General features: G+C 29.2%; 28 protein-coding genes and 1 tRNA gene. 4 read left to right on the forward strand and 25 right to left on the reverse strand.

Annotated elements, in window-relative coordinates; translation table 11 throughout:
• The first annotated feature begins 8 nt into the window (after window positions 1-8).
• Window positions 9-818 (forward strand): EcsC family protein, encoded by an 810-nt coding sequence (locus I4V51_RS04320; protein ID WP_195987085.1) that lies wholly within the window; start codon window positions 9-11, stop codon window positions 816-818.
• Window positions 819-896: 78 nt separating this feature from the next.
• Here I4V51_RS04320 and I4V51_RS04325 read toward each other — a convergent pair whose 3' ends face one another.
• The 18 genes from I4V51_RS04325 to I4V51_RS04410 form a co-directional block, all read right to left on the reverse strand.
• Entirely contained in the window at window positions 897-1,181 is a 285-nt protein-coding gene (locus tag I4V51_RS04325; RefSeq protein ID WP_195987086.1) for a DUF2325 domain-containing protein, read from the reverse strand.
• Window positions 1,182-1,233: 52 nt separating this feature from the next.
• Complete coding sequence (locus tag I4V51_RS04330) at window positions 1,234-1,872, reverse strand: DUF3793 family protein (RefSeq protein ID WP_195987087.1); 639 nt, start codon at window positions 1,870-1,872, stop codon at window positions 1,234-1,236.
• A 7-nt stretch (window positions 1,873-1,879) separates the two neighbouring features.
• Window positions 1,880-2,296: a flavodoxin gene (locus tag I4V51_RS04335; protein ID WP_195987088.1), complete on the reverse strand. Its 417-nt coding sequence runs from the start codon at window positions 2,294-2,296 to the stop codon at window positions 1,880-1,882.
• Window positions 2,297-2,621: 325 nt separating this feature from the next.
• Window positions 2,622-2,795, reverse strand: coding sequence for a FeoB-associated Cys-rich membrane protein (locus I4V51_RS04340; protein ID WP_195987089.1), 174 nt, complete (start codon window positions 2,793-2,795; stop codon window positions 2,622-2,624).
• Window positions 2,796-2,825: 30 nt separating this feature from the next.
• Window positions 2,826-4,973 (reverse strand): ferrous iron transport protein B, encoded by a 2,148-nt coding sequence (gene feoB / locus I4V51_RS04345; RefSeq protein ID WP_195987090.1) that lies wholly within the window; start codon window positions 4,971-4,973, stop codon window positions 2,826-2,828.
• 34 nt (window positions 4,974-5,007) lie between these two features.
• A complete protein-coding gene (locus I4V51_RS04350; protein ID WP_195987091.1) occupies window positions 5,008-5,229 on the reverse strand; it encodes a ferrous iron transport protein A in 222 nt (73 codons plus the stop codon).
• Between the two features lie 13 nt (window positions 5,230-5,242).
• Window positions 5,243-5,452: a FeoA family protein gene (locus I4V51_RS04355; protein WP_195987092.1), complete on the reverse strand. Its 210-nt coding sequence runs from the start codon at window positions 5,450-5,452 to the stop codon at window positions 5,243-5,245.
• Window positions 5,453-5,657: 205 nt separating this feature from the next.
• On the reverse strand, window positions 5,658-5,816 hold the full coding sequence (locus tag I4V51_RS04360) for a DUF1540 domain-containing protein (protein ID WP_195987093.1): 159 nt from the start codon (window positions 5,814-5,816) through the stop codon (window positions 5,658-5,660).
• A 63-nt stretch (window positions 5,817-5,879) separates the two neighbouring features.
• Complete coding sequence (gene spoVAE, locus I4V51_RS04365) at window positions 5,880-6,236, reverse strand: stage V sporulation protein AE (protein ID WP_195987094.1); 357 nt, start codon at window positions 6,234-6,236, stop codon at window positions 5,880-5,882.
• Window positions 6,237-6,255: 19 nt separating this feature from the next.
• Window positions 6,256-7,275 (reverse strand): stage V sporulation protein AD, encoded by a 1,020-nt coding sequence (gene spoVAD, locus I4V51_RS04370; RefSeq protein WP_195987095.1) that lies wholly within the window; start codon window positions 7,273-7,275, stop codon window positions 6,256-6,258.
• A gap of 18 nt (window positions 7,276-7,293) precedes the next feature.
• Window positions 7,294-7,758, reverse strand: coding sequence for a stage V sporulation protein AC (spoVAC, locus tag I4V51_RS04375; protein WP_195987232.1), 465 nt, complete (start codon window positions 7,756-7,758; stop codon window positions 7,294-7,296).
• 193 nt (window positions 7,759-7,951) lie between these two features.
• Window positions 7,952-8,710, reverse strand: a complete 759-nt coding sequence (sigF, locus tag I4V51_RS04380) for an RNA polymerase sporulation sigma factor SigF (RefSeq protein ID WP_195987096.1) — start codon at window positions 8,708-8,710, stop codon at window positions 7,952-7,954.
• Between the two features lie 16 nt (window positions 8,711-8,726).
• Entirely contained in the window at window positions 8,727-9,149 is a 423-nt protein-coding gene (spoIIAB, locus tag I4V51_RS04385) for an anti-sigma F factor (protein ID WP_195987097.1), read from the reverse strand.
• A 16-nt stretch (window positions 9,150-9,165) separates the two neighbouring features.
• Entirely contained in the window at window positions 9,166-9,501 is a 336-nt protein-coding gene (gene spoIIAA / locus I4V51_RS04390) for an anti-sigma F factor antagonist (protein ID WP_195987098.1), read from the reverse strand.
• A 218-nt stretch (window positions 9,502-9,719) separates the two neighbouring features.
• Window positions 9,720-12,029 (reverse strand): AAA family ATPase, encoded by a 2,310-nt coding sequence (locus I4V51_RS04395; protein WP_195987099.1) that lies wholly within the window; start codon window positions 12,027-12,029, stop codon window positions 9,720-9,722.
• Between the two features lie 178 nt (window positions 12,030-12,207).
• Window positions 12,208-12,882: a deoxyribose-phosphate aldolase gene (gene deoC / locus I4V51_RS04400; protein ID WP_195987100.1), complete on the reverse strand. Its 675-nt coding sequence runs from the start codon at window positions 12,880-12,882 to the stop codon at window positions 12,208-12,210.
• 121 nt (window positions 12,883-13,003) lie between these two features.
• Window positions 13,004-14,050: a DNA polymerase IV gene (locus I4V51_RS04405; RefSeq protein ID WP_195987101.1), complete on the reverse strand. Its 1,047-nt coding sequence runs from the start codon at window positions 14,048-14,050 to the stop codon at window positions 13,004-13,006.
• 8 nt (window positions 14,051-14,058) lie between these two features.
• Entirely contained in the window at window positions 14,059-15,012 is a 954-nt protein-coding gene (locus tag I4V51_RS04410; protein WP_195987102.1) for a DUF4003 family protein, read from the reverse strand.
• A gap of 261 nt (window positions 15,013-15,273) precedes the next feature.
• Here I4V51_RS04410 and I4V51_RS04415 point away from each other — a divergent pair, with 261 nt between their 5' ends.
• On the forward strand, window positions 15,274-16,581 hold the full coding sequence (locus I4V51_RS04415) for an aspartate kinase (RefSeq protein ID WP_195987103.1): 1,308 nt from the start codon (window positions 15,274-15,276) through the stop codon (window positions 16,579-16,581).
• Window positions 16,582-16,736: 155 nt separating this feature from the next.
• Here the strand turns inward: I4V51_RS04415 and I4V51_RS04420 are convergent, their stop codons facing one another.
• From I4V51_RS04420 to I4V51_RS04435, 4 genes are all read right to left on the reverse strand, one after another.
• Window positions 16,737-17,075, reverse strand: a complete 339-nt coding sequence (locus I4V51_RS04420) for an arsenate reductase family protein (RefSeq protein ID WP_195987104.1) — start codon at window positions 17,073-17,075, stop codon at window positions 16,737-16,739.
• A 152-nt stretch (window positions 17,076-17,227) separates the two neighbouring features.
• Entirely contained in the window at window positions 17,228-18,007 is a 780-nt protein-coding gene (locus I4V51_RS04425; protein ID WP_195987105.1) for a leucine-rich repeat protein, read from the reverse strand.
• A 228-nt stretch (window positions 18,008-18,235) separates the two neighbouring features.
• Complete coding sequence (locus I4V51_RS04430; protein WP_195987106.1) at window positions 18,236-19,234, reverse strand: GGGtGRT protein; 999 nt, start codon at window positions 19,232-19,234, stop codon at window positions 18,236-18,238.
• A 22-nt stretch (window positions 19,235-19,256) separates the two neighbouring features.
• Window positions 19,257-19,949, reverse strand: coding sequence for a hypothetical protein (locus I4V51_RS04435; protein ID WP_195987107.1), 693 nt, complete (start codon window positions 19,947-19,949; stop codon window positions 19,257-19,259).
• 378 nt (window positions 19,950-20,327) lie between these two features.
• Between I4V51_RS04435 and eno the strand changes: the two genes are divergently transcribed.
• Window positions 20,328-21,620, forward strand: coding sequence for a phosphopyruvate hydratase (eno, locus tag I4V51_RS04440; protein WP_195987108.1), 1,293 nt, complete (start codon window positions 20,328-20,330; stop codon window positions 21,618-21,620).
• Between the two features lie 131 nt (window positions 21,621-21,751).
• Here the strand turns inward: eno and I4V51_RS04445 are convergent, their stop codons facing one another.
• Entirely contained in the window at window positions 21,752-22,570 is an 819-nt protein-coding gene (locus tag I4V51_RS04445) for a ZIP family metal transporter (RefSeq protein ID WP_195987109.1), read from the reverse strand.
• 209 nt (window positions 22,571-22,779) lie between these two features.
• Between I4V51_RS04445 and I4V51_RS04450 the strand changes: the two genes are divergently transcribed.
• A tRNA-Leu gene (locus I4V51_RS04450) sits at window positions 22,780-22,863 on the forward strand.
• A 137-nt stretch (window positions 22,864-23,000) separates the two neighbouring features.
• Here the strand turns inward: I4V51_RS04450 and I4V51_RS04455 are convergent.
• Both I4V51_RS04455 and I4V51_RS04460 read right to left on the reverse strand, forming a co-directional pair.
• Window positions 23,001-23,324, reverse strand: coding sequence for a hypothetical protein (locus I4V51_RS04455; protein ID WP_195987110.1), 324 nt, complete (start codon window positions 23,322-23,324; stop codon window positions 23,001-23,003).
• A gap of 138 nt (window positions 23,325-23,462) precedes the next feature.
• The gene (locus I4V51_RS04460; protein ID WP_195987111.1) at window positions 23,463-24,095 is read right to left on the reverse strand and encodes an MgtC/SapB family protein; all 633 of its coding nucleotides are present in this window, start codon (window positions 24,093-24,095) and stop codon (window positions 23,463-23,465) included.
• Between the last annotated feature and the right edge of the window lie 360 nt (window positions 24,096-24,455).

Consider the following 24,455-nt stretch of genomic DNA (forward strand, 5'->3'; position numbering starts at 1 on the left):
GCAATAAAATGAGTAAAGTTTCAAATAAAAATACGTTAATTGAAAAACAGTTAAAACAACTTTCTAAAAAAGAAGAAAAATTAACACTAGAAAAGAAACCAGGGACTATAAAAACTAAATTAGATCCTTTGAAAACAAAACTTGAAGATAAAATTCCCGAAAAGCTTAAATCTACCTTAAATATAGCTTTTGAAAAAGGGTTTAAAACAATCTTTGATAAAGGTATAGGTATAATTGAAAAAACTTATAACAAAGAAGATATAAATATGGAGTTTGATATAAATACCTATGCTATTAATAAATATCCTAACAAAAATAATCTTAAAAAAATTGATAAATCCGCTTCGAGAAAAATTTTATTCAATAAATCTGTTAGTATTATTGAAGGAAGCACTTTAGGTTTATTAGGAATAGGACTTCCAGATATCCCTATTTATATTGGTGTAGTTTTAAAATCTATCTATGAAATAAGCTTAAGTTATGGATTTGATTATAGTTTGCCTGAAGAAAGGATATATATCTTAAATATAATTTGTGCTTCAGTTACTTCTGGCAATGAAAAAAAAATTTATTTTAATAAATTAGATATTATTGCTAATGAAATAGATAATAACAAATATACTAATTACGATATTGATACCACCTTAAAAGAAACTTGTGATAAAATTTCTACTTATATGTTAACTTCAAAATTTATACAAGGTCTTCCTATTGTGGGTGTAATTGGTGGTATTACTAACTTTAAAACATTACAAGATATAAGTACTATAGCTAAACTTAAATATAAGAAACGATATTTAAAAAACATTTTACTTTAATAACAAAAGCGGCTAGATATAAACTCAATTTATAACTAACCGCTTTTTAAAATATAATTTCTTCATATACCCACTCTTTTAATTTAATACAATTTCCCTAATAAGTGATTCAACTGCATTTAATGTACTTTTATGATTTCTTATAACTCTAATATTTTTCTTATCAGCTTCTCTCTTAGCTGTTAACACAAGTTTGTGAGATACTATATCTGTTAATAATATAACTGCATCTGGCATTCCTATTTTATCCTTTAATCCAGTTTCCATTTGGGTAAACACCTTTGCCTTACAATTATACTTCTTACATACTTTAATATAATCCTTACTCATTTTATCATGTCCACCTACTATAACTACACTCATTTTCTCTCTCTCCTTTAATTAATTACTAATATATTTATAAATAATTTACTTATTATGCAGTAACACTTTTATAATTTTCAAATAAACTTTTTATAGAATATGCTACCTCCTGTGATGAATCACCACTTAAAATATAATTTACCGTATGTGCTTTAACCTTATCATATTTGTTAAAGATTTCTTGAGCTTCCTGTAAATTATTATATACAAGCCAATATCCACAACTTAAACATTTTTTATTTTTACAATTCATAAAATCTTTAACATCATTTAAAGGAAACCCTAAAAATATTCCTAGTTCATGTGGACAATTAAACTCCTTATATCTTCTTTTCAATGTATCTAAATACTTTTTTATGTCATTTTCTTCTGAATATCCTAATTGTCTTAAAAATCTTTTATTTTCTTCATTAAATATATAATTTGATAATTTTTCTTCATTGTATATTAATATAATTAATGCATTACTACATTCTCTTAAATTTATATATTGAATATCAATTGCTCTTAAAAAATTAATTCCGTATTTTATCCATTTATCATATAGATTTTCATTGCCTTTTTTTATTGTTATGGTTGCTGATGGTTTTACTCCTGAAATAACCAGAGAGGCATTGTAAATTAAGAATTTCTCAATGCACTCTCTTTCTTCCATTTTAGAAAGACTTTTATAAAATTCAATTTGTTTCAATTTTTATTTATATCCTTGCTATAGTTTTTCCTAACTCAATACACTCTAAAGAATTATCTTCTGGTTCATATTGAATTATTAATCCATCATCAATTAAAGTGCAACCTAATGATTCCATTCTTTCTTGCCAATCTCTCATCCATTGACCATCTCCCCATCCGTATGATCCAAATAAAGCAACCTTTTTCCCTGAAACCTTAGATGATATTTCCTCTAAGAATGGTTCAAACTCATTTTCTTCTAAAACTTCATCTCCCATAGCTGGGCATCCTAGTATAACTATATCCTCATCATCAAAGATATTAGAATTAGCATTTGATACATTTACTAACTCTACCTTTTTACCTTCTTTAGATATTCCCTCTGCAATTAAATTAGCCATTTTTTCAGTATTACCTGATGCTGAATAATAAACTATCTTCATATTCTCTCCTCCTAAACAATATTGATATTCATTCTCAATTACTTATTATAATATAGCATTATCTATATAGTGTCAATATATAATTTCAAAAAATTTGAAATCATTTTATGACATAGATGATTTCACACATTATAAAAAAATACAGACACAACAATAAAAGATACTAAAAATATTTCTTTAGTATCTTTTAAACATAGAGTAATTATTTATCCTATAGGTATATGTTGTAATACTTCCACCTATTTTTATTTTGCAATTCAAAAACATGCACATTCCTAGATTAACTATTTCCTAGCTATAGATTGAGTTAAAACTCTATCTATAGCTAAGAATTCAATTTATTCTTAAATTTTATTCCACTGTTGCATGATTCTTTACTTGAGCAACCTGGACAATTGCATCCACATCCACCGCCATTACTTTTACTTTTTTTCACCATACTTCTTATAGCTAAAAATAATAAAGTAAATACTATTGCTCCAACAATAAATGTTGCCATTTATATCACTTCCTTATTAAATACAATGAATTAAGCACTTACTTTTCTACACTCTTTACTATTTTTAATATCTCTTCCTGATGCAACCGCTAATCCCACCGCTACTACTGCAATTAATATGGATAATATAGCACCAACTACACTACCAGTTCCTAATAATAAACTTCCTACTTGATTTATTATTAATGCAATTATATACGCAGTTCCTGTTTGGAATGCAATTGTAATCCACATCCACTTCCAAGAACCCATTTCTCTTCGAATTGCACCTATTGCTGCAAAACAAGGTGCATTTAACATATTGAATGCTATAAATGCAAATCCACTTGCCGCTGTAAACATTGTTCCAATTTGAGATGTTAATGCTGGTGTATTTTCTGCTGCATCTGCAATTCCAAACAATACTCCAAATGTTCCTACAACATTTTCCTTAGCAACTAGTCCAGTTAAGCTTGCTACTGCTGATTGCCAGTTTCCAAATCCAAGAGGAGCAAATATTGGCGCTATAATTTTTCCTATACTTGCTAATATACTTTCTTGAGCATCTACCATTTGTAATGACCAATTGAATGAACTAGTAAACCAAATTATAGCGCAAGCAACAAATATTATTGTACCCGCTTTTATTATAAAAGCTTTTCCTCTATCCCACATATGAATTAATACACCTTTCATACTTGGAATATGATATTGTGGAAGTTCCATAACAAATGGAGCTGCATCCCCTTTAAACGCTTTAGTTTTACTTAAAATAATACCACAAATTATAATCATAAAAATTCCTAAGAAATAAACTGTTGGTGCTACCCATGATGCCCCACCAAAAATAGCTCCTGCAAATAATGCTATTATAGGTAACTTTGCTCCGCATGGAATAAAAGTAGTAAGCATTATAGTAATTTTTCTATCTTTATCATTTTCCATAGTACGTGTTGCCATTATTCCTGGCACTCCACATCCTGAGCTTATAAGTACAGGTATAAATGATTTTCCTGATAATCCAAACTTTCGGAAAACTCTATCCATAATAAATGCTACTCTAGCCATATATCCGCAATCTTCTAATAATGATAATAAAAAGAATAATAACATTATTTGTGGCACGAATCCTAAGACCGCACCTACACCGCCAACTATACCATCATTGATTAATCCTTGTAACCACGGTGCTGTACCTATATTTTCTAAAAATGCGGCAACATTTTCACCAATTATCTCACCAAATAAAGTATCATTTGTCCAATCTGTTAATATTGTTCCTAGAGAACTAACTGCTATATAATATACTCCCCACATAATTAAAGCAAAAATAGGCAATGCTAATATACGATTTGTAACTATTTTATCTATTTTATCTGATACAGTATGTTTACAATTATTCTTTTTCTTAACTACCTTTGATACTACTTCACCAATAAATTCATATCTTTCTCCTGTAATTATTCCCTCTGCATCATCATCAAATTCATATTCACACTTTGATATAATAGCTTCTATTTCGTCTTTAAGTCCATTAGATAAATTTATCTTATCCATTAAATTACTATCACGTTCAAATATTTTAATAGCTAGCCATTGTTCACTTACTTTACTTTGTCTAATATTATTACTTTCAACTAAATTACTAATCTCTTCAAGTGCACTCTTTACTTCAGATGAAAAATTCATCTGAAAGTCAATCTGCGTATTATTTTTAGCTAATTCAATTGCTTTCATAGCAACCTCTTTAGTTCCTTTTCCCTTTAATGCACTAGTTTCAACAACTGGACATCCAAGCATTTGAGATAACTTATTAATATCAATTTTGTCACCTCTTTTTTCTATGATATCCATCATATTTAATGCTATTACAGTTGGTATTCCTAATTCTAATATTTGAGTAGTCAAATAAAGATTTCTTTCAATATTTGACGCATCAATAATATTTATAACTGCATCCGGTCTATCTTCTATCATAAAATTTCTAGTTACAACTTCTTCTAATGTATATGGTGATAAAGAATATACTCCAGGTAAATCAACTAGTTCAACATCTTTATATCCTCTAATTTTTCCACCTTTTTTTTCTACAGTTACACCTGGCCAATTTCCAACATATTGCTTGGCTCCTGTAAGATTATTAAACATAGTGGTTTTACCACTGTTTGGGTTTCCTGCTAAACCTATCTTTATTGACATCTTTTTTCCCCCTAATTATTATTTAATCTATTGCTTATTCAACTATAATCATTTCCGCATCAAACTTACGTAACGTTAATTCGTACCCTCGTATATTAACTTCTATTGGATCTCCTAATGGTGCAACTTTTCTAACATAAACCTCGCTCCCCTTAGTAATACCCATATCCATTATTCTTCTACGAACAGCACCAGCACCTTCTATTTTCTTTACCTTTACAGTTTGTCCACATTTAACTTCTTTTAATGTTGTCATCTTCACTATCTCCTCATACTATTATTCTACTTGCCATACTTTTATCTAAAGCTATTCTAGCACCCTTAATATTCACTATTAAATTACCACCTAAATCGGAAATTATTGTAATACCTTCACCAACAACAAACCCTAAACTATTTAGAAATTTTTTTGTTTCCGCATTTCCTGTTATCTTTTTAATTTTGACCTCTTCTCCTACTTGCGATAATATTAATGACATTTCTCCACCTCTTTACTGATAATGATTATCATTATTTCTATTTCCATTATACTCCTTTATTTGTAAAAGTAAATATTTTTTTCTATTAAATCATTATTTTTTCTCTTAATTAAAATGTATTTTATAAAATTTAATAATAAAAAAAATAAGTAACTTAGTATAGATTATTTTCTTTACTAAGTTACTCAATTACTAGAAAATCAGGCTATTTTAATACGAATGATTGGCAATCTGTACATTCAACAACTTTTGGGTTCGCTTCATGAGTACCAACTTGTATTGCATCTAGAGTACAATAATTTTCTGAACATGCATGATGCTTACATTGTTGTACACTGCATTTAATACTTGAATTTTTTTGCATAATATTCACCTCCATATATTTAATACTCTATTATTTTGCCCTATGAAAGCTCTATTATTCCTTTTATTGTTTTGTTTTTGGATTAAAAATTAAAGCCATTAAATATCCAAAAAATATAGATGCTGTAATACCACCAGCTGCACCTTTTATTCCTCCAGTAAATGCTCCTATTAATCCATCTTCTTTTACAGCCTTTATAGCTGCATCTGCTAACCCATTTCCAAAACTAGGTAATGGAATCGTAGCTCCTGCTCCTCCAATCTCAATTAATTTATCATAAATTCCAAACCCACCAAGAATGGCTCCAAGAGTAACAAATATAACTAATATCCTAGCAGGAGTTAATTTAGTTGTATCCATTAATATTTGTGCTATAACACATATTAACCCTCCAACAATAAATGCACTTATATAATCCATAAAAATTCTCACCTACTTTCTATTTGTACTCAATAGCTACAGCATGAGCTATTCCAGGTATAGTTTCTCCTTGAAGGGATGATGTCGTACTCATTAATGCTCCTGTAGAAACTAATAATAAACTTTTTATTTCTCTACGCATTAACTTTTTATAAAAATATCCACAGGTTACTACTGCTGAACATCCACAACCACTACCACCTGAATCAGTTTTTTGTCTTTCATCATCAAATATTAAATCACCACAATCAACATAATTATCTTTTACATCATATCCATAATCTAACAATAATTTAGTCGTTATTTCTTTTCCTACTTTCCCCAAATCTCCAGTTGCAATTACATCATAATCTTTAGGTGTTCTTCCTGTATCCTTAAAATGATTATATATTGTATCTACTGCCGCTGGAGCCATTGCCGCACCCATATTATTTGCGTCTTTTATTCCATAATCTTTAACTAATCCCGTAGTAACATATGTTACTTTCGGGAAATCACCACTTCGTGCTAATACCATTGCTCCTGATCCTGTTACTGTCCATTGACATGTTGGACATCTTTGAGACCCATACTCTAACGGAAATCTAAATTGTCTTTCCGCAGAACTAAAATGTGATGAAGTAGATGCTACAACATAATCTCCACATCCTCCATCTAAAAATAATGATGCCATACTTAAGGATTCTGACATTGTAGAGCAAGCTCCATATAAACCTATAAATGGTATATTTAACTCCCTTGCCGCAAAGCTTGATGATGTTATTTGATTTAATAAATCACCTGCAAATAAATAATCTATACTTTCTTCTCTTAAACTTGCATTACTTATAGCGCTTTTTATAGCTGTATACATCATTTCAGATTCAGCCTTTTCAAAACTATCTTTACCTAAAGTATCATCATTTAATATTTGATGAAAATAATCCTTTAATGGTCCATCGCCCTCCTTAGGCCCAACTATAGAATAAGTTGAAATTATTTTAGGAGGGTTTTCAAGTTTAATAGTTTGTTTTCCTACCTTTTTATTTTTTACACTCATTACAATTCACTCTCCAATTTAAACAATTCCCATAAGTCCTAAAACATAATATACTAGTCCTATTATTACTGACGTTCCTATGCCATAAACCAAAACCGGTCCTGCAATAGTAAACATTTTAGCTGCTACTCCAAAAACAAAACCCTCTTTTTTGAATTCTATTGCTGGAGATACTACTGCATTAGAAAATCCTGTAATCGGAACTACAGTACCTGCTCCAGCAAAGCTTGCTATCTTATCATAAACTCCTATTCCTGTTAATAATGCTCCAATAAATATCATTATTATAGGTAGCCAAAGTTTAGCGGTTTCTTCATCTATACCAAATTTTATTAACATATTTAATATAAATTGTCCTATAGTACATATAGTTCCACCAACTAAAAATGCCAATAAAATATTCTTAAAATATTTGGGTTTAGGAGCCATCTCTTTCGAAATATTTTCAAAATCCTTTATTATTTTTTTTTCTTCTTTAGCCATTTTTCCCATATGCTTATATCTCCTTCCTTTCATAAATTTATTATTCCTCTTAATTTAAAATTAACTCATATTATTACAATTTTTCTGATTAATTTACTTTTATACAAAAAAGTCTACATTAAATAATTTATATTATTTAATGTAGACTTATTTAAATCCTTTATTTTCTATTAATTTATACATTTTCTTATGTTCATCCTTCATCTAATTGTTTTCTCATCTCTGAAAGTACTTTTTTTTCTATTCTCGATACCTGAACCTGACTTATTCCTAACATTTTTGCTACCTGTATTTGCGTTTTATCCTTAAAATATCTTAGTACAATAATTTGTCTAGATTTTGTATCTAACTTATTTAAAGCTTCCTTTAAAGCTATTTTTTCAGTTAAATTTTTATCTTCTGCTGCATTTTCACTTAACTTATCAATTAACAATACTGGTGCTCCATCATCTTGATGGATTACTTCATAAAGATATTGCATACTTGCAGAGGATTCTAAAGCAAATAATATTTCTTCTTTATCTATACCTGAAAACTCTGCTAATTCTTCTATACTTGGATCTCTATTTAATTTTTTAGTTAATGCTTCTTTATCAAAATGAAGTTTTTTAGCTAAACTTTTAACATTCCTACTTACTTTTATAATACCGTCATCTCTAAGGAATCTTTTTATTTCCCCAATTATCATTGGAACAGCATAAGTTGAAAACTTAACATTATACTTATCATCAAAATTCTTAATCGCCTTAACAAGACCCATACAGCCTATTTGATAAATATCTTCATAATCATACCCTCTATTTATAAACTTTTTACTTATAGAAGTTACTAAAGGTAAATTTGCTTCTATGAGCCTGTTCATAGCTTCTTCACTACCACCTTTAGCTAGTGGTAATAATTCTGAGTTATCCTCATAGCTTAACTTTCCATTTTTTATTTTACCCTTTTCCATAAATCTCCCCTAACCGTTAATTAAATTTCTTTGTCATAACAATTCTAGTACCCTTATCCTTTTGACTTTCAACTTGTAGATTATCCATAAAGCTTTCCATAACAGTAAAGCCCATTCCTGATCTCTCTAAATCTGGTCTTGAAGTATAAAGTGGCTCTCTAGCCTTATCAATATCATCTATACCCTTACCATAATCAGTAATAACAATAGACACTTCTCTTCCAGAAATTGTAGATTCTATTTTAATTATACCCTTTTCGTAATTTTCATAACCATGAATTATAGAATTTGTTACAGCTTCAGAAACTGCTGTTTTAACATCTGCAATCTCTTCAATAGTTGGATCTAATTGAGAAACAAAAGCTGACACTGCAACTCTAGCAAATCCTTCATTTTGAGATCTACTTTCAAATTCTATACATACTCTATTTTCTTCCATGTTTTTAATCCCTCCATTAAATGTTTGCAAGTGCTTCATTAACATCATTATAAACAGTAATTATTTTGTAAAGACCTGACAATGTGAATACTTTATCTACTCTTTTATTAACATTTGTTATACATACTTTTCCATCTCTGTTTTTAATCTTCTTTAATCTTCCTATAACTACACCTATACCTGAGCTGTCCATAAATGTTACTTCTTTAAAATCCATTATTACTTTTTTAATATTATCTCTTTCTATTCTATCATCTATTTTAACTCTAACCTCTTCTGCACTATGATGATCTAACTCTCCAACAAGAGTAACAACTAATTTATCATCAATTTTATTAAACTTTAAAAACATATTAATCTACTCTAAAGCTAAATACTTAGAGCTCCCTCCCATCTTCCTTCTTTTTCCATAATTTTAACATAATATTCATTTTGTAGTCAATCTATTTTTACCTTTTTATGGATATTATTTAAATCTTATACATAAAAAGTAAAGCAGCTGTAATAAATTAAATAAATACAGCTGCTTTATTAAGCATTTAAAAAAATGCTTTCTTGATCTTTATTTTACTAACTCTTAATATCTTTATTTTTTTCTTTATATTTCTCTAGCTCTATTTGTAAATTTTCATAGAAATTATCTATATTATCTTCTTCGTTTAACAAAAGAACCTCAATTGCATCATTTAGATTATTCATTGTATAAATATGAAATTTACCTTCCTCAACGGCTTTTTCTACCTCTGATTTTAATATTATCTCATCCTTATTTCCTTCAGGAATTAATACTCCTTTTCCCTCTACAGTATCTAACATATTACAAACTTTAAAAAATCCCTCAATCTTTTCATTTACTCCACCAATAGGTTGAACATCTCCAAATTGATTAATAGATCCAGTTACTGCAATACTTTGATTTATTCCTCTCTTACTTAAAGCAGAAAGTACACAAATAATCTCTGCTACAGATGCACTATCACCTTCTACCATTCCATAAGTTTGTTCAAAACTTAAATGAAAGTCTACCGGAATATTTTCATAAGGATTTAACAAATTTGTTAATAATCCTCTCAATATACTTATTGATTTTTCATGAATTTTTCCACTTAAATTACTTTCTTTTTGAATATCAACTATTCTCCCCGATCCCTTACATGCAACACAAGTAATTCTCATAGGTTTTCCAAAAGTACAATATCCACTATCAAGTACAGCTAATGCATTAATTGCGCCTATCTTTCTTCCATTAATATCAATCAATATTTTATTTTCTTCATACATACTCATCATTTCATTTTCTATTAATTCTTCTTCATATGCAACATCCAAAACATCTTCTTCAGTTATTACCATTCTCTTTTTTTCCTTTGCAGAATTATTAGCTAGTACTAATAACTTATCTATAGAGTCTTCTTCTGCAAGTATTCTATTTCTACTACTACTTTTTCTACATAAATACTTCAACATTTCACTCATAGCTTCATTATTTAGATTAAACAATTCATTCTTTCTAATCTTATTCTCAATAATGTTTTTCAATTCAATAACTGAATCATTATTTACTTTTACTATAGAAGAAAATTCTGCCCTCAAAGGGAATAACTTTTTAAAGTCTTCATCAGAATTATATAAAAGATCATAAGTTTCATAATCTCCTATTAAAATAACCTTAAATTTAACAGGAATAGGCTGTGGCTTCAATCCATTTATATTTATAAATTCTAAATAACTTTTATTAGTATCAAATGATACCATATTTGAAAGCAAAATTTTCTTTAGGTAATAATAACTTAAATTATTTACAGCTAATGAACTTAATCTTAAAATAAGACATCCTTCATTTGCCTTTAAAATTGATCCTGCATTTATTAATGAAATATTAGTTGTATACATCCCATTATGATTCTCATACTCTATTAACCCTATTAAATTATTTAAATTAGGGTCTTCTTCAAATATTACAGGTGGTGAAGAATTATTAGTATTATCTACAATTACTCTAACATCATATTTATTTAATACTTCATATATTTCACTTTCATCATCTTCTATACTCATAGTATAACAATCTATTAAATCCTCTTCTATACAAGTAAATAATCGTTCTAAATATTCATAAGAATCATCGTCTGTTATAAACTCTAACAACGCATTATCCTTTTCATCCTCCATTTGAGTAGATAAAAACTTTGAATAAATTTTCTTTAATTTTTTTATTGATTTGATTTCTATATCCTTTAATTCTTCTAAAATACTTTCAGCTTTCTTTTTTAATGTCCCAGCCTTTGCTACTATTACATTTTTATTTTCATCTTCTAAATCATCATACTCTTTTTCTGTCATTGCTTCATCTCCACTTAAAGGTATGAATGCGAATCCTTTGCTAGTAGCTTTAACTTCGAAACCTTCTTCCTTAGCCATCTTAGTTAATTCACTTATATAACTATTCCTTTTATTTTGAATATCCTCTACTAAATAATCTTTTTCATCATTACTAGAATCACCATAAAAGTCATCTACAGCTTCTAAATAGCAATTTTTTATATCATCTACAGTTTCTTTTAACTTTTTCCCCTTACCATTGGCAACAAAAATCGCTTCTGGTTTGTTAACCTCCTCTAATGTAACATAACATATATCCCTCGGTGCCTCTAAGTCTTTATACTTTTTCTCTATAAAAGCAGTTAGCTCCTTTAATTTATCCTTTGAAAAGGTATCTATTAAATAAAGATTATAACCCTCTTTATCTATATTGATTGCCCTCTCAACTTTTTTGTAGGCATTATTAAATTCTTTAATACCTTTTGTACCTTTATCAACATCAGTATCTGTTACATCTAGCTTAAACATTATTTCTGATGGAGTTAACTCTTTCTTCATAACCCTCCTATCTAAGGATAGAAACTACTAATATAAGTCGTCTCCCCTTTTTTACAATGATATATATTATATTAATATTCTTATATTATGAATTTAGGCAATATTTTTTTAAAAGTATATTATATTTTAAATATAATAAAAAGGAAGCACATATATGCTTCCTTTTTATATATTTATTTTAATAATTTGAGTTTGATTTTGTTCCTTCGCAAATAGCAATTGAAGCTGATGCACCTATTCTAGTTGCTCCATTTTCAATCATAGCTAAAGCATCTTCTCTGCTTCTTACTCCACCTGATGCTTTTACTCCCATATCCGGTCCAACAGTTTCTCTCATTAATTTAATATCAGCTGCTGTTGCTCCACCAGTTGAGAATCCAGTTGATGTCTTAACAAAGTCAGCTCCTGCTTCTTTTGATAATTGACAAGCTATAACTTTTTCTTCATCTGTTAAAAGACAACTTTCTATTATTACCTTTGTTAAAGCTTTACCTTTAGCTGCTTCAACAACTGCTTTTATATCATTTTTAACGTATTCTAAATCTCTCTCTTTTAATTTACCTACGTTAATAACCATATCAACTTCTGTAGCACCCTTTTCAATAACATCTTTTGTTTCAAAGGCCTTAACTTCTGTAGTAGTTGCTCCTAAAGGGAATCCTATTACAGTACAAACTTCAACATCAGTTCCTTCTAATGCAGTTGCTGCAACTGGAACCATTGATGGATTTATACAAACTGAAGCAAAATTATATTCTACAGCTTCTTTGCAAAGCTTTAAAACTTCCTTTTCTGTTGCTTCTGGTTTTAATATTGTGTGGTCAATCATTTTAGCTATTTGTGCCTTATCCATTATAATACCTCCATTTATTTTGAAATTTTTCTTAAGTAGCCCTTATCTATTATAATTGATGTATCATCTATTGGAAAGATTTTTCTAAACTATTTTACCTATTCTTGAATTATTTCTATAGTTAAAATAATTTTAACTGTTCTATCTTTTCTTCCTTTATGCTAGATACAGTAATTCCTATTAATCTTATTGGACTTATAAACTTCTCATCATTAATAATCTCTTTAGCTACCTTATATATAGTATTAAAATCATTAGTATAATAATTTAAACTTCTACTTCTTGTATGATTTTCAAAATTATTAGTTTTATACTTGAATGTTATAGTTTTTATATACACATTTCTTCTCTTTAATTCATCACTTAGCTCTAAACAAAAACTCTTTACATAATAAAAAATATCTTCAATATCTTCAGTATCAAACTTTAATGTGTTTTCTCGTCCATAGGATTTTCTATCTCTATTAACTCTAACTTCCCTATTATCAATACCTCTAATTCTCTCGTATATATCTACCCCATATTTTCCAAAATAATCTACAAAAAATTCTTTAGATAACCCATATAAGTCCTCTATTTTAAACATCCCCATATTATTTAGCTTTCTAACAGACTTTTCACCTAATCCATATATTTTTGATATTGGCAATGGTTTTAATATATCTGGAATCATTTCTTCTGTAATTATCATTATTCCATTTGGCTTATTCCAGTCAGATGCAAGTTTCGCTAAAAACTTATTATATGATATACCAATAGATAATGTTAATCCAACTTCTTCACGGACTCTTCTCTTTATATAATTTGCAGCTTCTAGACCATCATTAAACTTTCCTTCACTTAAGTCTAGATATGCCTCATCTATTGAAAGAGGTTCAATACTTGGAGTAACTTCTTTAAATATTCCAAATACTATATTTGATATTTCCTTATATCTATGATATCTTACCTTTAAATATACACCATGTGGACAAAGCCTTTGTGCAATAAATATTGGCATTGCTGACTTAACTCCAAATTTTCTTGCTTCATAAGAGCATGTTGATACAACACCTCTCTCACTAACACCTCCAACTATTACAGGTTTCCCTTTAAGTGAAGGATTATCAACTTGTTCAACTGATGCAAAAAATGCATCCATATCCACATGTAAAATTATTTTATTCATTGCTTCACCTAGTATAATACTTCTTCAAAAATCCCTTTATTTTTACTATTAATAAATGATAATATTCCTTGAGCCAATAACTCATCAATATATCTTTTCTTATCTGTCATTGTACAAAAAGCTGTAATTACTATGGCAATTATAGTTCTAAAACCTTTATCTATATAATATTCATATTCTCCCTCTTCATCACATAAATATTCAATAACACCCTCAACTATATCTACGTTTCTTCTTGGATTATAATTGCTTATTACTCCAAGTAAAGGTAAAAATTGATTAGCTATTTTTATATTTCTCTTTTGAAGCTGTAACATAAATTCCATAGTTCTATACATTTCTCCAGATGAACCATTTAATATAATTGCATTTGCTAGTCCTTGCACTCCATTCTTAGATCTTATATGAGAGTCTGCAATATGATCAAATATATTCTCGATAAAATCATCCACAGTATCTGCTTGAATATTATTAATAACCCATAAAGTACAAAGCAAGTAATCATCCTCATTAGTTATGTTGCTATATTTTTCTTTAAGTATTATATACAATTCCTTTATTTTGCTTATTATATCACTTTTTTCCTTACCTCTACAATATTTACTAATTGTAAATGCTGTTAGTGCTAAATATGATCCACTTGAAAAGCCTTGTTCCTCTAAAATTTCCATAATTTCATACATATCTTCTATAACTTCTTCTTCTTTTTCATTATCTACTGTAGCTATTAATAATGAAAGTATATTCAAAGTATCTCCTCTAAACGGAGACATAATTGTTGTATCTGATTTTATTTTTTTTCTTATATCTTTAACTCTTTCAACTGGTATTTCTTTTTCATAATGCGAAAAAACTAATGATGCAAAATGATTAATTATATCACCATCATTTCTTAGTTCTTCCTTTGCTAATCTGTAGTTGTCAACTGTCATTTGCATTCTGTCAACCAGAAACTTGTCCATTTATTTACCTCTCCCCATCAAAAAAATATTATTTTTTTCTAAAAGCTTAGATTATATTCAATATATATTTTTAATATTAATTTTAAATTCTTCATCTATATTATACTATGGATTTGTGTCATTTTAATAACATTTTGTCTGTTATTTTATAGTAAATATACCCCTTATATTACACTATATAGTTGAGTTTTATGTCATTTATTGCTAATATAGTTATTAAGGTTAAATTTTAACTGTTTTTACATTAAAGGGGGCAAAAAAATGAATATTATTGTAACAAAGTTTGGTGGTAGTTCCTTAGCGGATTCCATTCACTTTAAAAAAGTAAAAAATATTATTGAAAGTAATTCTGATAGAAGATATGTTATTCCATCAGCACCTGGGAAAAGATCCTCTAAGGATTTTAAGGTTACTGATTTACTTTATCTCTGTCATGCACATGTAAATTCTAGCATTCCGTTAGATGATGTGTTTAAATTAATATGTGAAAGATATCATTCTATCGTTAATGAATTAGATTTAAGCTTAGATTTAGACTATTACTTAAATATTATAAAGAATGATATAGAAAATGGGGCTTCTGCAGACTATACTGCAAGTAGAGGAGAATATCTAAATGGATTAATCCTTGCTAATTATTTAGGTATTGACTTCGTTAATGCAAAAGATGTTATTAAATTTAATAAATATGGTACTTTAAACCTTGAAGAAACCTACAAGCTTCTTAAAGACAAGCTATCTAATCATGAAAGAGCTGTTATTCCTGGCTTCTATGGTTCTGATGAAAATGATGAAATAGTTACATTTTCAAGAGGTGGCTCTGATGTAACTGGTGCATTAGTTGCTGCTAGTATAAATGCATGCCTTTATGAAAACTGGACAGATGTTTCTGGCTTCTTAATGGCAGATCCTAGAATAGTTGATAATCCTAAAAAAATTAAAACTATAACTTATGGAGAACTTAGAGAATTATCTTATATGGGTGCTTCTGTTCTACATGAAGAAGCTGTATTTCCAGTAAGAAGTTCGGGTATTCCTATTAATATAAGAAATACTAACGAACCTGAAAATGAAGGTACTTTAATTGTAAGTAATAAAACAAAACATGATAATACTATAACTGGCGTTGCTGGCAAACAAAATTTTACTGTTTTATCTATTGAAAAATCCATGATGAATTCAGAGCTTGGATTCTGTAGAAAAGTGCTTACTATATTAGAACAAAATGGTGTTTCTTTTGAAAACATGCCATCAGGAATAGATAGCGTTAGTGTTGTAATATCTGATTCAAATCTAAAAAATAAAACAGATATTATAGTTGAAGAAATTAAAAGAGCTTGTAACCCTGACTCTATAGTTGTATACCCTAATATGGCCTTAATTGCAACTGTTGGTACAGGAATGGCTTATTCTAAAGGGGTTGCTGCTAAGATATTTACAGCCCTTTCTGAAGCTAATATTAATATAAGAATGATAGATCAAGGCTCAAGTGAAATAAATGTATTAGTTGGAATAGAAAATGATGATTTTGAAAAAGGAATAAATGCTATTTATAAAGCTTTTAACTAACTTTAAGTTGTACTTTAATCATTATCATAATTATAACTAAATTGAAAACCTATGTAATTGTAAATTGGTAATTAGTAATGGGTAATTAAGATTAAAACTGCGATTACAGTTTCTACACTTAATTATCCATTATCCATTTTTAATTTTCCATTGATTTATTCCCAGCTTTTCCATACTTCTGGGGTATTTCCAACCGTAGCCTCTTTTCCATTTCTAACTATTGGTGTTACATATAAAGATGAATTCTTTAATAGCATGTCTTCTCTAGTTTCAACACCTCTTATTTTATCCATATTTAATTTTTTATAATCTTTAGAATTTTTATTAATTAAATTTTCAAGCCCTATAGCTTTTTTAACACTTTGAAGTTCACCTTTACTAAGTGATTTTTCTTTTAAATCTATGAATTGATATGAAATTCTTCTTTCCTTAAAAAACCTCTCTGCCTTTTTTGTCTCATTACACTTTTTTGTTCCAAATATTTGTATGTTCATTTGTTAATCTCCCTTGTAATTTACTATTTTTATTATATATTTCTCTATCCCTTCTTTCAACTAATCTTCATTAATACTTTTATTTATATCTATCTTCCCTTAATAAAGAAAGATACATGTTATTTTCTCATTAAATACCATGTATCTTTTTTTTACTTTTCTAAATTAATATTTATATTGATATCTCCAGACATTGTATAAACATTCGGTGTAACTTTTACAATAGTAATAACAACCCCATTATTTATTCCCCCAGCACCTGTTGAGATATCAGGAATTTCTGGTATACAATCTTCACTTGGTAATTTAAAAATATTTTCTTTATATGCTTTCCACATACAATCATTCTTAAATTTATCTATCATAGTTTCTGGTACATATATCTTTAAATTCTCTGAAGTTTGATAAAAGGCATATAACCCTAAACTAGGTACAATTGAACATCTTAAATATACTTCCTCTAGTTTTATACAATAAGCAAATGCACGTATTCCAATAACTTGTATATTACTTTCTTTTTCAAAATAGACCTTGCTTAAACTACTACATCCTGAAAATGCACCTATATCTGCTTTATATTCCAAACTATCTATACTTACTACCGATGATGGAATTTTAACTGAAGTTATTGTTTTACAACTTTGAAACCCATTATACTTAATATTAGTTACTGGTAAATTATTATACTTACTTGGAATAACCAAATCCGAAGGTAGCTTTAGCCTATCTTTAGCTGAAATTGTATAACTCTTACTATCCTTATTTAATTCAAATACAAAATATGAATTATCACTACTATTACTGTGATTACTATTTTCTTCTACACATATATATTCAGTATTTACACCTTCGCTTGTTTCTCTACTACTCTTATTTAAACTATCTGATATTATTTTATTAATATCACTCCAAAAATCACTATCTAATTTCATCTCTTGTATCTCCTATTTTAATATTTTACATTTGTTATTTTTCAATATATTACATTATATTTACGATTTAAATAAAATGTTATCAAATAATTAAAATAATAAAGAATATTTATGATGTTATATTATATAAAATTCAATAAACAAAAGAGCTTCATGCATAACTTGTAAAAGTTATACATGAAGCTCTATTTTAAAACTTCTTAGTTATAAATTAACTTAGATGTTATATTATTTTGCGTGCTCTTCTACAGCAACAGCAACAGCAACTGTCATACCAACCATTGGGTTGTTACCAGCACCGATTAATCCCATCATCTCAACGTGAGCAGGAACTGATGAAGAACCAGCGAATTGAGCATCTGAGTGCATTCTTCCCATAGTATCTGTCATACCGTAAGAAGCTGGACCTGCAGCCATGTTATCTGGGTGAAGAGTTCTTCCAGTACCACCACCTGATGCAACTGAGAAGTATTTCTTACCTAAATCGATCATTTCTTTCTTGTATGTTCCAGCAACTGGGTGTTGGAATCTTGTTGGGTTAGTTGAGTTACCAGTGATTGATACGTCAACACCTTCGTGATGCATTATAGCAACACCTTCTCTAACGTCATTTGAACCGTAGCAATTAACCTTAGCTCTTGGACCGTTTGAGTAAGCTTTTGAATTAACAATTTCTAATTTCCCAGTGAAGAAATCGAATTTAGTTTCAACGTAAGTGAATCCATTGATTCTTGAAATTATCTTAGCAGCATCTTTTCCAAGACCGTTTAATATAACTCTTAATGGCTCTTTTCTTACTTTATTAGCTTTTTCAGCTATTTTGATAGCACCTTCAGCAGCAGCGAAAGATTCGTGACCTGCTAAGAATGCGAAACATTTAGTTTCTTCTCTTAAAAGCATAGCTCCTAAGTTTCCGTGTCCTAAACCAACTTTTCTGTCATCAGCAACAGAACCTGGGATACAGAAAGCTTGTAACCCTTCTCCGATAGCTTCAGCAGCATCAGCAGCTTTTGTGCAACCTTTCTTTATAGCGATTGCAGCTCCTAAAACGTAAGCCCAAGCAGCATTTTCGAATGCGATTGGTTGAGTTTCTTTAACGATTGTATATGGATCTATTCCGTATGCATCACATACAGCTTTAGCATCTTCTAATGTTTTCATTCCGTATTTTTCTAATACTGGAGTGATTTGTCCTATTCTTCTTTCATAACTTTCAAATAATGCCATGATTAAAATTCCTCCTTACAAATTATTCGTGTCTTGGATCGATTACTTTAACAGCGTCAGCAACTCTTCCGTATTGACCTGCAGCTTTTTCTAATGCTTCATTAGCATCCATTCCCTTACCGATCATTTCCATCATTTTTCCTAGGTGAACAAATTTGTAACCGATGATTTCATTATCTTCATCTAAAGCGATTTTAGTAATGTAACCTTCAGCCATTTCTAAGTATCTAGGTCCTTTGTCTAATGTTCCGTAAGTAGTACCAACTTGAGATCTTAATCCCTTACCTAAATCTTCTAAACCAGCTCCGATTGGTAATCCACCTTCAGAGAAAGCAGTTTGAGATCTTCCGTATACGATTTGTAAGAATAATTCTCTCATTGCTGTATTTATAGCATCACAAACTAAGTCTGTGTTTAAAGCTTCTAATATAGTTCTTCCTGGTAATATTTCTGAAGCCATAGCAGCTGAGTGAGTCATTCCTGAACATCCAACTGTTTCAACTAACGCTTCTTGGATAACTCCACCTTTAACGTTTAAAGTTAATTTACAAGCTCCTTGTTGAGGTGCACACCAACCTATTCCGTGAGTTAACCCTGAAATATCTGATATTTGTGTAGCTTGTACCCATTTTCCTTCAACTGGAATTGGAGCACATGCATGATTAGCGCCTTTAGCAACAACGCACATTTCTTCAACTTCTTTTGAATACATCATTATATTGATTCCTCCCTAATTAATATTAGTTATAGCTTATCCTAAATACTATGTAATAAATAGGCTGTACTTAACTGGGTCAAGATTCACCCCGCTGGGGATAAATCTATCCTACCTTTATATAATAACAGATGAATCAATCTCTAACAATAAGAAAATGATATTTTTTTATCATATTGCTAAAATTTCTTATAGTTTTTTCAAAATATTGCCTAAAGTAAACATTTTAAAAACGAAATTGATAATTATTATCAATTAACTTGCCATTTATTTATATAATTTGCTATAATTAAACAAAATATTGATAATGATTTTCAGTTAGTATCTGATTTCACTTATCTTTAATATCTGTTTTATATATTAAAGGAGGATTTTAAAATGAAAAATGTTGTAGAAATAATTAATATTGTTGCAAGACAAATTCTTGATTCAAGATGCTTCCCTACTGTTGAAGTTGAAGTTATCCTTGAAGACGGAACTATTGGAAGAGCTGCTGTACCATCAGGTGCTTCAACTGGTATATACGAAGCTGTTGAATTAAGAGATAATAATAAAGATTACTTTATGGGTAAAGGCGTTCAAACTGCTGTAAGAAATGTAAATGAAGTAATTGCTAAGGAATTAGTAGGATATAATGTCTTTGATCAAACTGCTATAGATAAAAAATTAATTGAATTAGATGGAACACATAATAAAGGTACTTTAGGTGCTAATGCTATTTTAGGAGTTTCTTTAGCTGTAGCTCAAGCTGCTTCTAATTTCTTAGGACTTCCTTTATATCAATATGTTGGTGGTGTAAATGCAAAAGTTTTACCTGTTCCAATGATGAACATAATTAATGGCGGTTCTCATGCTGATAACTCTGTTGATTTACAAGAATTCATGGTTATGCCTGTAGGATTTGATTCATTTGATAATGCTATCCAAGCTTGTGCTGAAGTATATCATTCATTAAAGAAAACTTTAAATGAAAAGAACTACTCAACTGGTGTTGGTGATGAAGGTGGATTTGCTCCAAACTTAAAATCAAATGAAGAGGCTATAGAAGTTATATTAGAAGCTATAACTAAGGCCGGATATGAACCTGGAAAAGAAATGTTCATAGCAATAGATGCTGCATCTTCTGAATACTATAAAGATGGAAAATATGTTTTAGAACATGAAGGAAAAACTTTAACAGCATCAGAAATGGTTGACTTCTTAGAAGAATGGGTTAACAAATATCCTATTATCTCTATTGAAGATGGTATGGCTGAAGAAGACTGGGAAGGATGGAAGCTATTAACTGAAAGACTTGGCAATAAAGTTCAATTAGTTGGTGATGACTTATTTGTAACTAACACTTCAAGATTATCAGAAGGTATTCAAAGAGGTGTTGGTAACTCAATATTAATTAAGTTAAACCAAATTGGTACTTTAACTGAAACTTTAAATGCTATCGAAATGGCTAATAGAGCTGGATATACTGCTGTTATTTCTCATAGATCAGGTGAAACAGAAGATACTACTATAGCAGATTTAGTTGTTGCTGTTAACGCTGGTCAAATTAAAACTGGTGCACCTGCAAGATCAGAAAGAGTTGCTAAATATAATCAACTTATAAGAATATCTGAAGAGTTAGGTGAAGTTGCTGAATATAGAGGAAGACAAGCTTTCTTTAATATTAAATAATTATATTAATAAAATAAATATTCTTTAAAAATCCAACTATTAAAACTACCTTTTTTTACAAATCTATGTAATTAGGATGATACACATTCATATTGATAAGTGTCATCCTTTTACTATTTGTTTATTCATTCTTATCCTAACGCTACATCTAAGATCATCATTGTTATAAATCCTAATATTAAACCAATTGTTGTTAAAGCCTTATTTTCAATTGAGGCCTCTGGCAATAACTCTGAACCAACAACTGAAACCATAGCTCCTGCTGAAAATGCTAAGAAAAACGGGAGCATACTTCTAACGCTTATAGCTGCTATTGCTCCTAAAACTCCTGCTATCGGTTCAACAATACCCGATGCCTGTCCGTAAAAAAAGCTTTTTCCCCTTGAGATCCCTTCTCTTCTTAATGGTAAAGCAACCGCAGCTCCCTCTGGGAAATTTTGAAGCCCAATTCCTAAAGCTAAACTTATAGCTGCCCCTATTGACGCTGATGGTATTCCAGCTGCTACACCTCCAAAGGCAACTCCTACAGCTAATCCTTCTGGTATATTATGAAGAGTAACTGCCACAACTAGTAATATGCTCTTTTTATATCTTTGCACTACAGAATCTTTTGCAATTTCATCATTTTCTGTGATTACTCCATAAGAATATTTATCCATCATTTTATCAGCTAATATAATAAATATTCCACCTGCAAAAAAGCCTAAAGCCGGCAATATTATTTGACTATATCCTAATTCCGAACATAACTCTATGGCTGGATTTAATAAAGACCAAAAACTAGCAGCTACCATAACTCCTGCCCCAAATCCAAGCATACAATTTAAAACCCTTTTATCAACTGTTTTAAAGAAAAATACTAAACATGCACCTAGTGCTGTTATTGCCCATGTAAATATTGTGGCAACTAGTCCTTGTATTACTGGACTCAAGTCCATAAACCACTCCATACCTTTGTTTTCCTTTCTATATACAAGTTCTATCGTTATATAAACAATATATGATAAAAAGTTACATCCTGTTCTCAATAATTTTATATAGTGACATATTCCAAACATTCTTTAATACATAATTTTCAAATTTACTTTTCCACTTTTTACAATTAAATTTTATTGACATAATCTCTTCTACATGTTACCATTATTAATATATTAAATATGTCGGCATGGCGGAACTGGCAGACGCACATGACTCAAAATCATGCGGTTTTACCGTGTGGGTTCGATTCCCACTGCCGGCACCATTTATATATCTAACAAGTTAAAAGCCTTGATATTACTCGTTTCCGTAATATCAAGGCTTTTAATTTTTTATACACATATAACCTTCATTAAAAGCAATTTATTCTCTAACTCACATTAACTTTTCACAAACTATTATTTATTTCGTCTTATCATATGTAATTGCGACTTCTCCATCCCCAATAATACAAATGGTGTAATTTTTATCAAGATCTTTTAATCTTACCTCTTCATTTAATATTAATTTTATATAAAGAACTATATTCTGATTAGGTTCCATAACAAAAAAAGTTATTTTGTCACCTTTTATTAATTTTACATTGGCATTAAATACTCCACTTTCCTCGAAGTTATATATTCCTTGTGTAGACATCTTTGAAATTGGAAGTGTAGACCTCATAGTATCATTAGGCGCTATTAAAATAATCATTAATATTGTTAATACTATATATTTTAATTTCATTTAATCACCTGATTATTATATTAAACAAAAATAAGGTAATTATTTTCTTTTAAATTTTTACTATTTTATACTCATTTTCACATATATAATTAATATTCAACTATTAATTATATATTTATATTAAACAAGTTGATTTTACTAATTAATCTCCTCCATAAAAATAACTTCATTTTTATTATTAATAGATTCTATAAAATCATTATGGCATACTTCTCTCGGTATCTTAAGCCCTAATAAAATTCCTATTAAATCATTAGATGATACATTATTATTACTTATTTCTATATCACTTATCCGTACATTTTTACTTTGTATATCTACTAATAACTTAGATGCAGCACTAGTTGAATCAACTAAAATATATAAGGTTATATTCCTAGATTTATTATTAATTCTTTTATCAATCTTTGCAAGAGCTACAGTAACTCCAAAAATGAATATACAACCTATAATAGCACCTGAATAAAACCCTGCACCTATAGCTAATCCCATACAAGCTGATGCCCAAAGCCCAGCTGCTGTAGTTAATCCTCTTACTTTATTTTTACCTGTAACTATAATAGTTCCTGCACCTAAAAAACCAATACCACTTATAACTTGAGCTCCCAGTCTAGTTGGATCACTAGCTGTACCATATTCCTTACATACATAAATATTTGTTATCATTGCAAGCGCTGCTCCAATAGAAACAAGTATATGAGTTCTAAGCCCTGCCGGTCTTCTTTCTCTTTCTCTACCATATCCAATTATTCCACCAAAAATAACCGCCATAGTAAGTCTTAAAAAAATTGAAATAAAATTTAAGTTTTCTAAATATGTTACTATATTATTTATCCCATAAAAAAAACACCCCCACTTTATAATATTACTTTAAGTAAGGAGTATTTACAGATATCTTAATTTATATTTTTATTTTATAACCTCCAAATAATGTTTATAAATAAAAGGACCTCTAGTTTATTAGAAGCCCCTTTATTAATAAAATTTTCTACACCTAATTATTTTTTACTATTTTTTCTACTTAATCCTAACCCACCAATTAAAGCAACAATACCACTAATTAATGTTCCTGCAACACCTGCTGTTCCTGTTTTTGGTAACTTACCTGTAGTTGTATTTCCACTATTTGAA

It is taken from the genome of Clostridium sp. D53t1_180928_C8, assembly GCF_015667795.1.
GTDB lineage: Bacteria > Bacillota > Clostridia > Clostridiales > Clostridiaceae > Clostridium.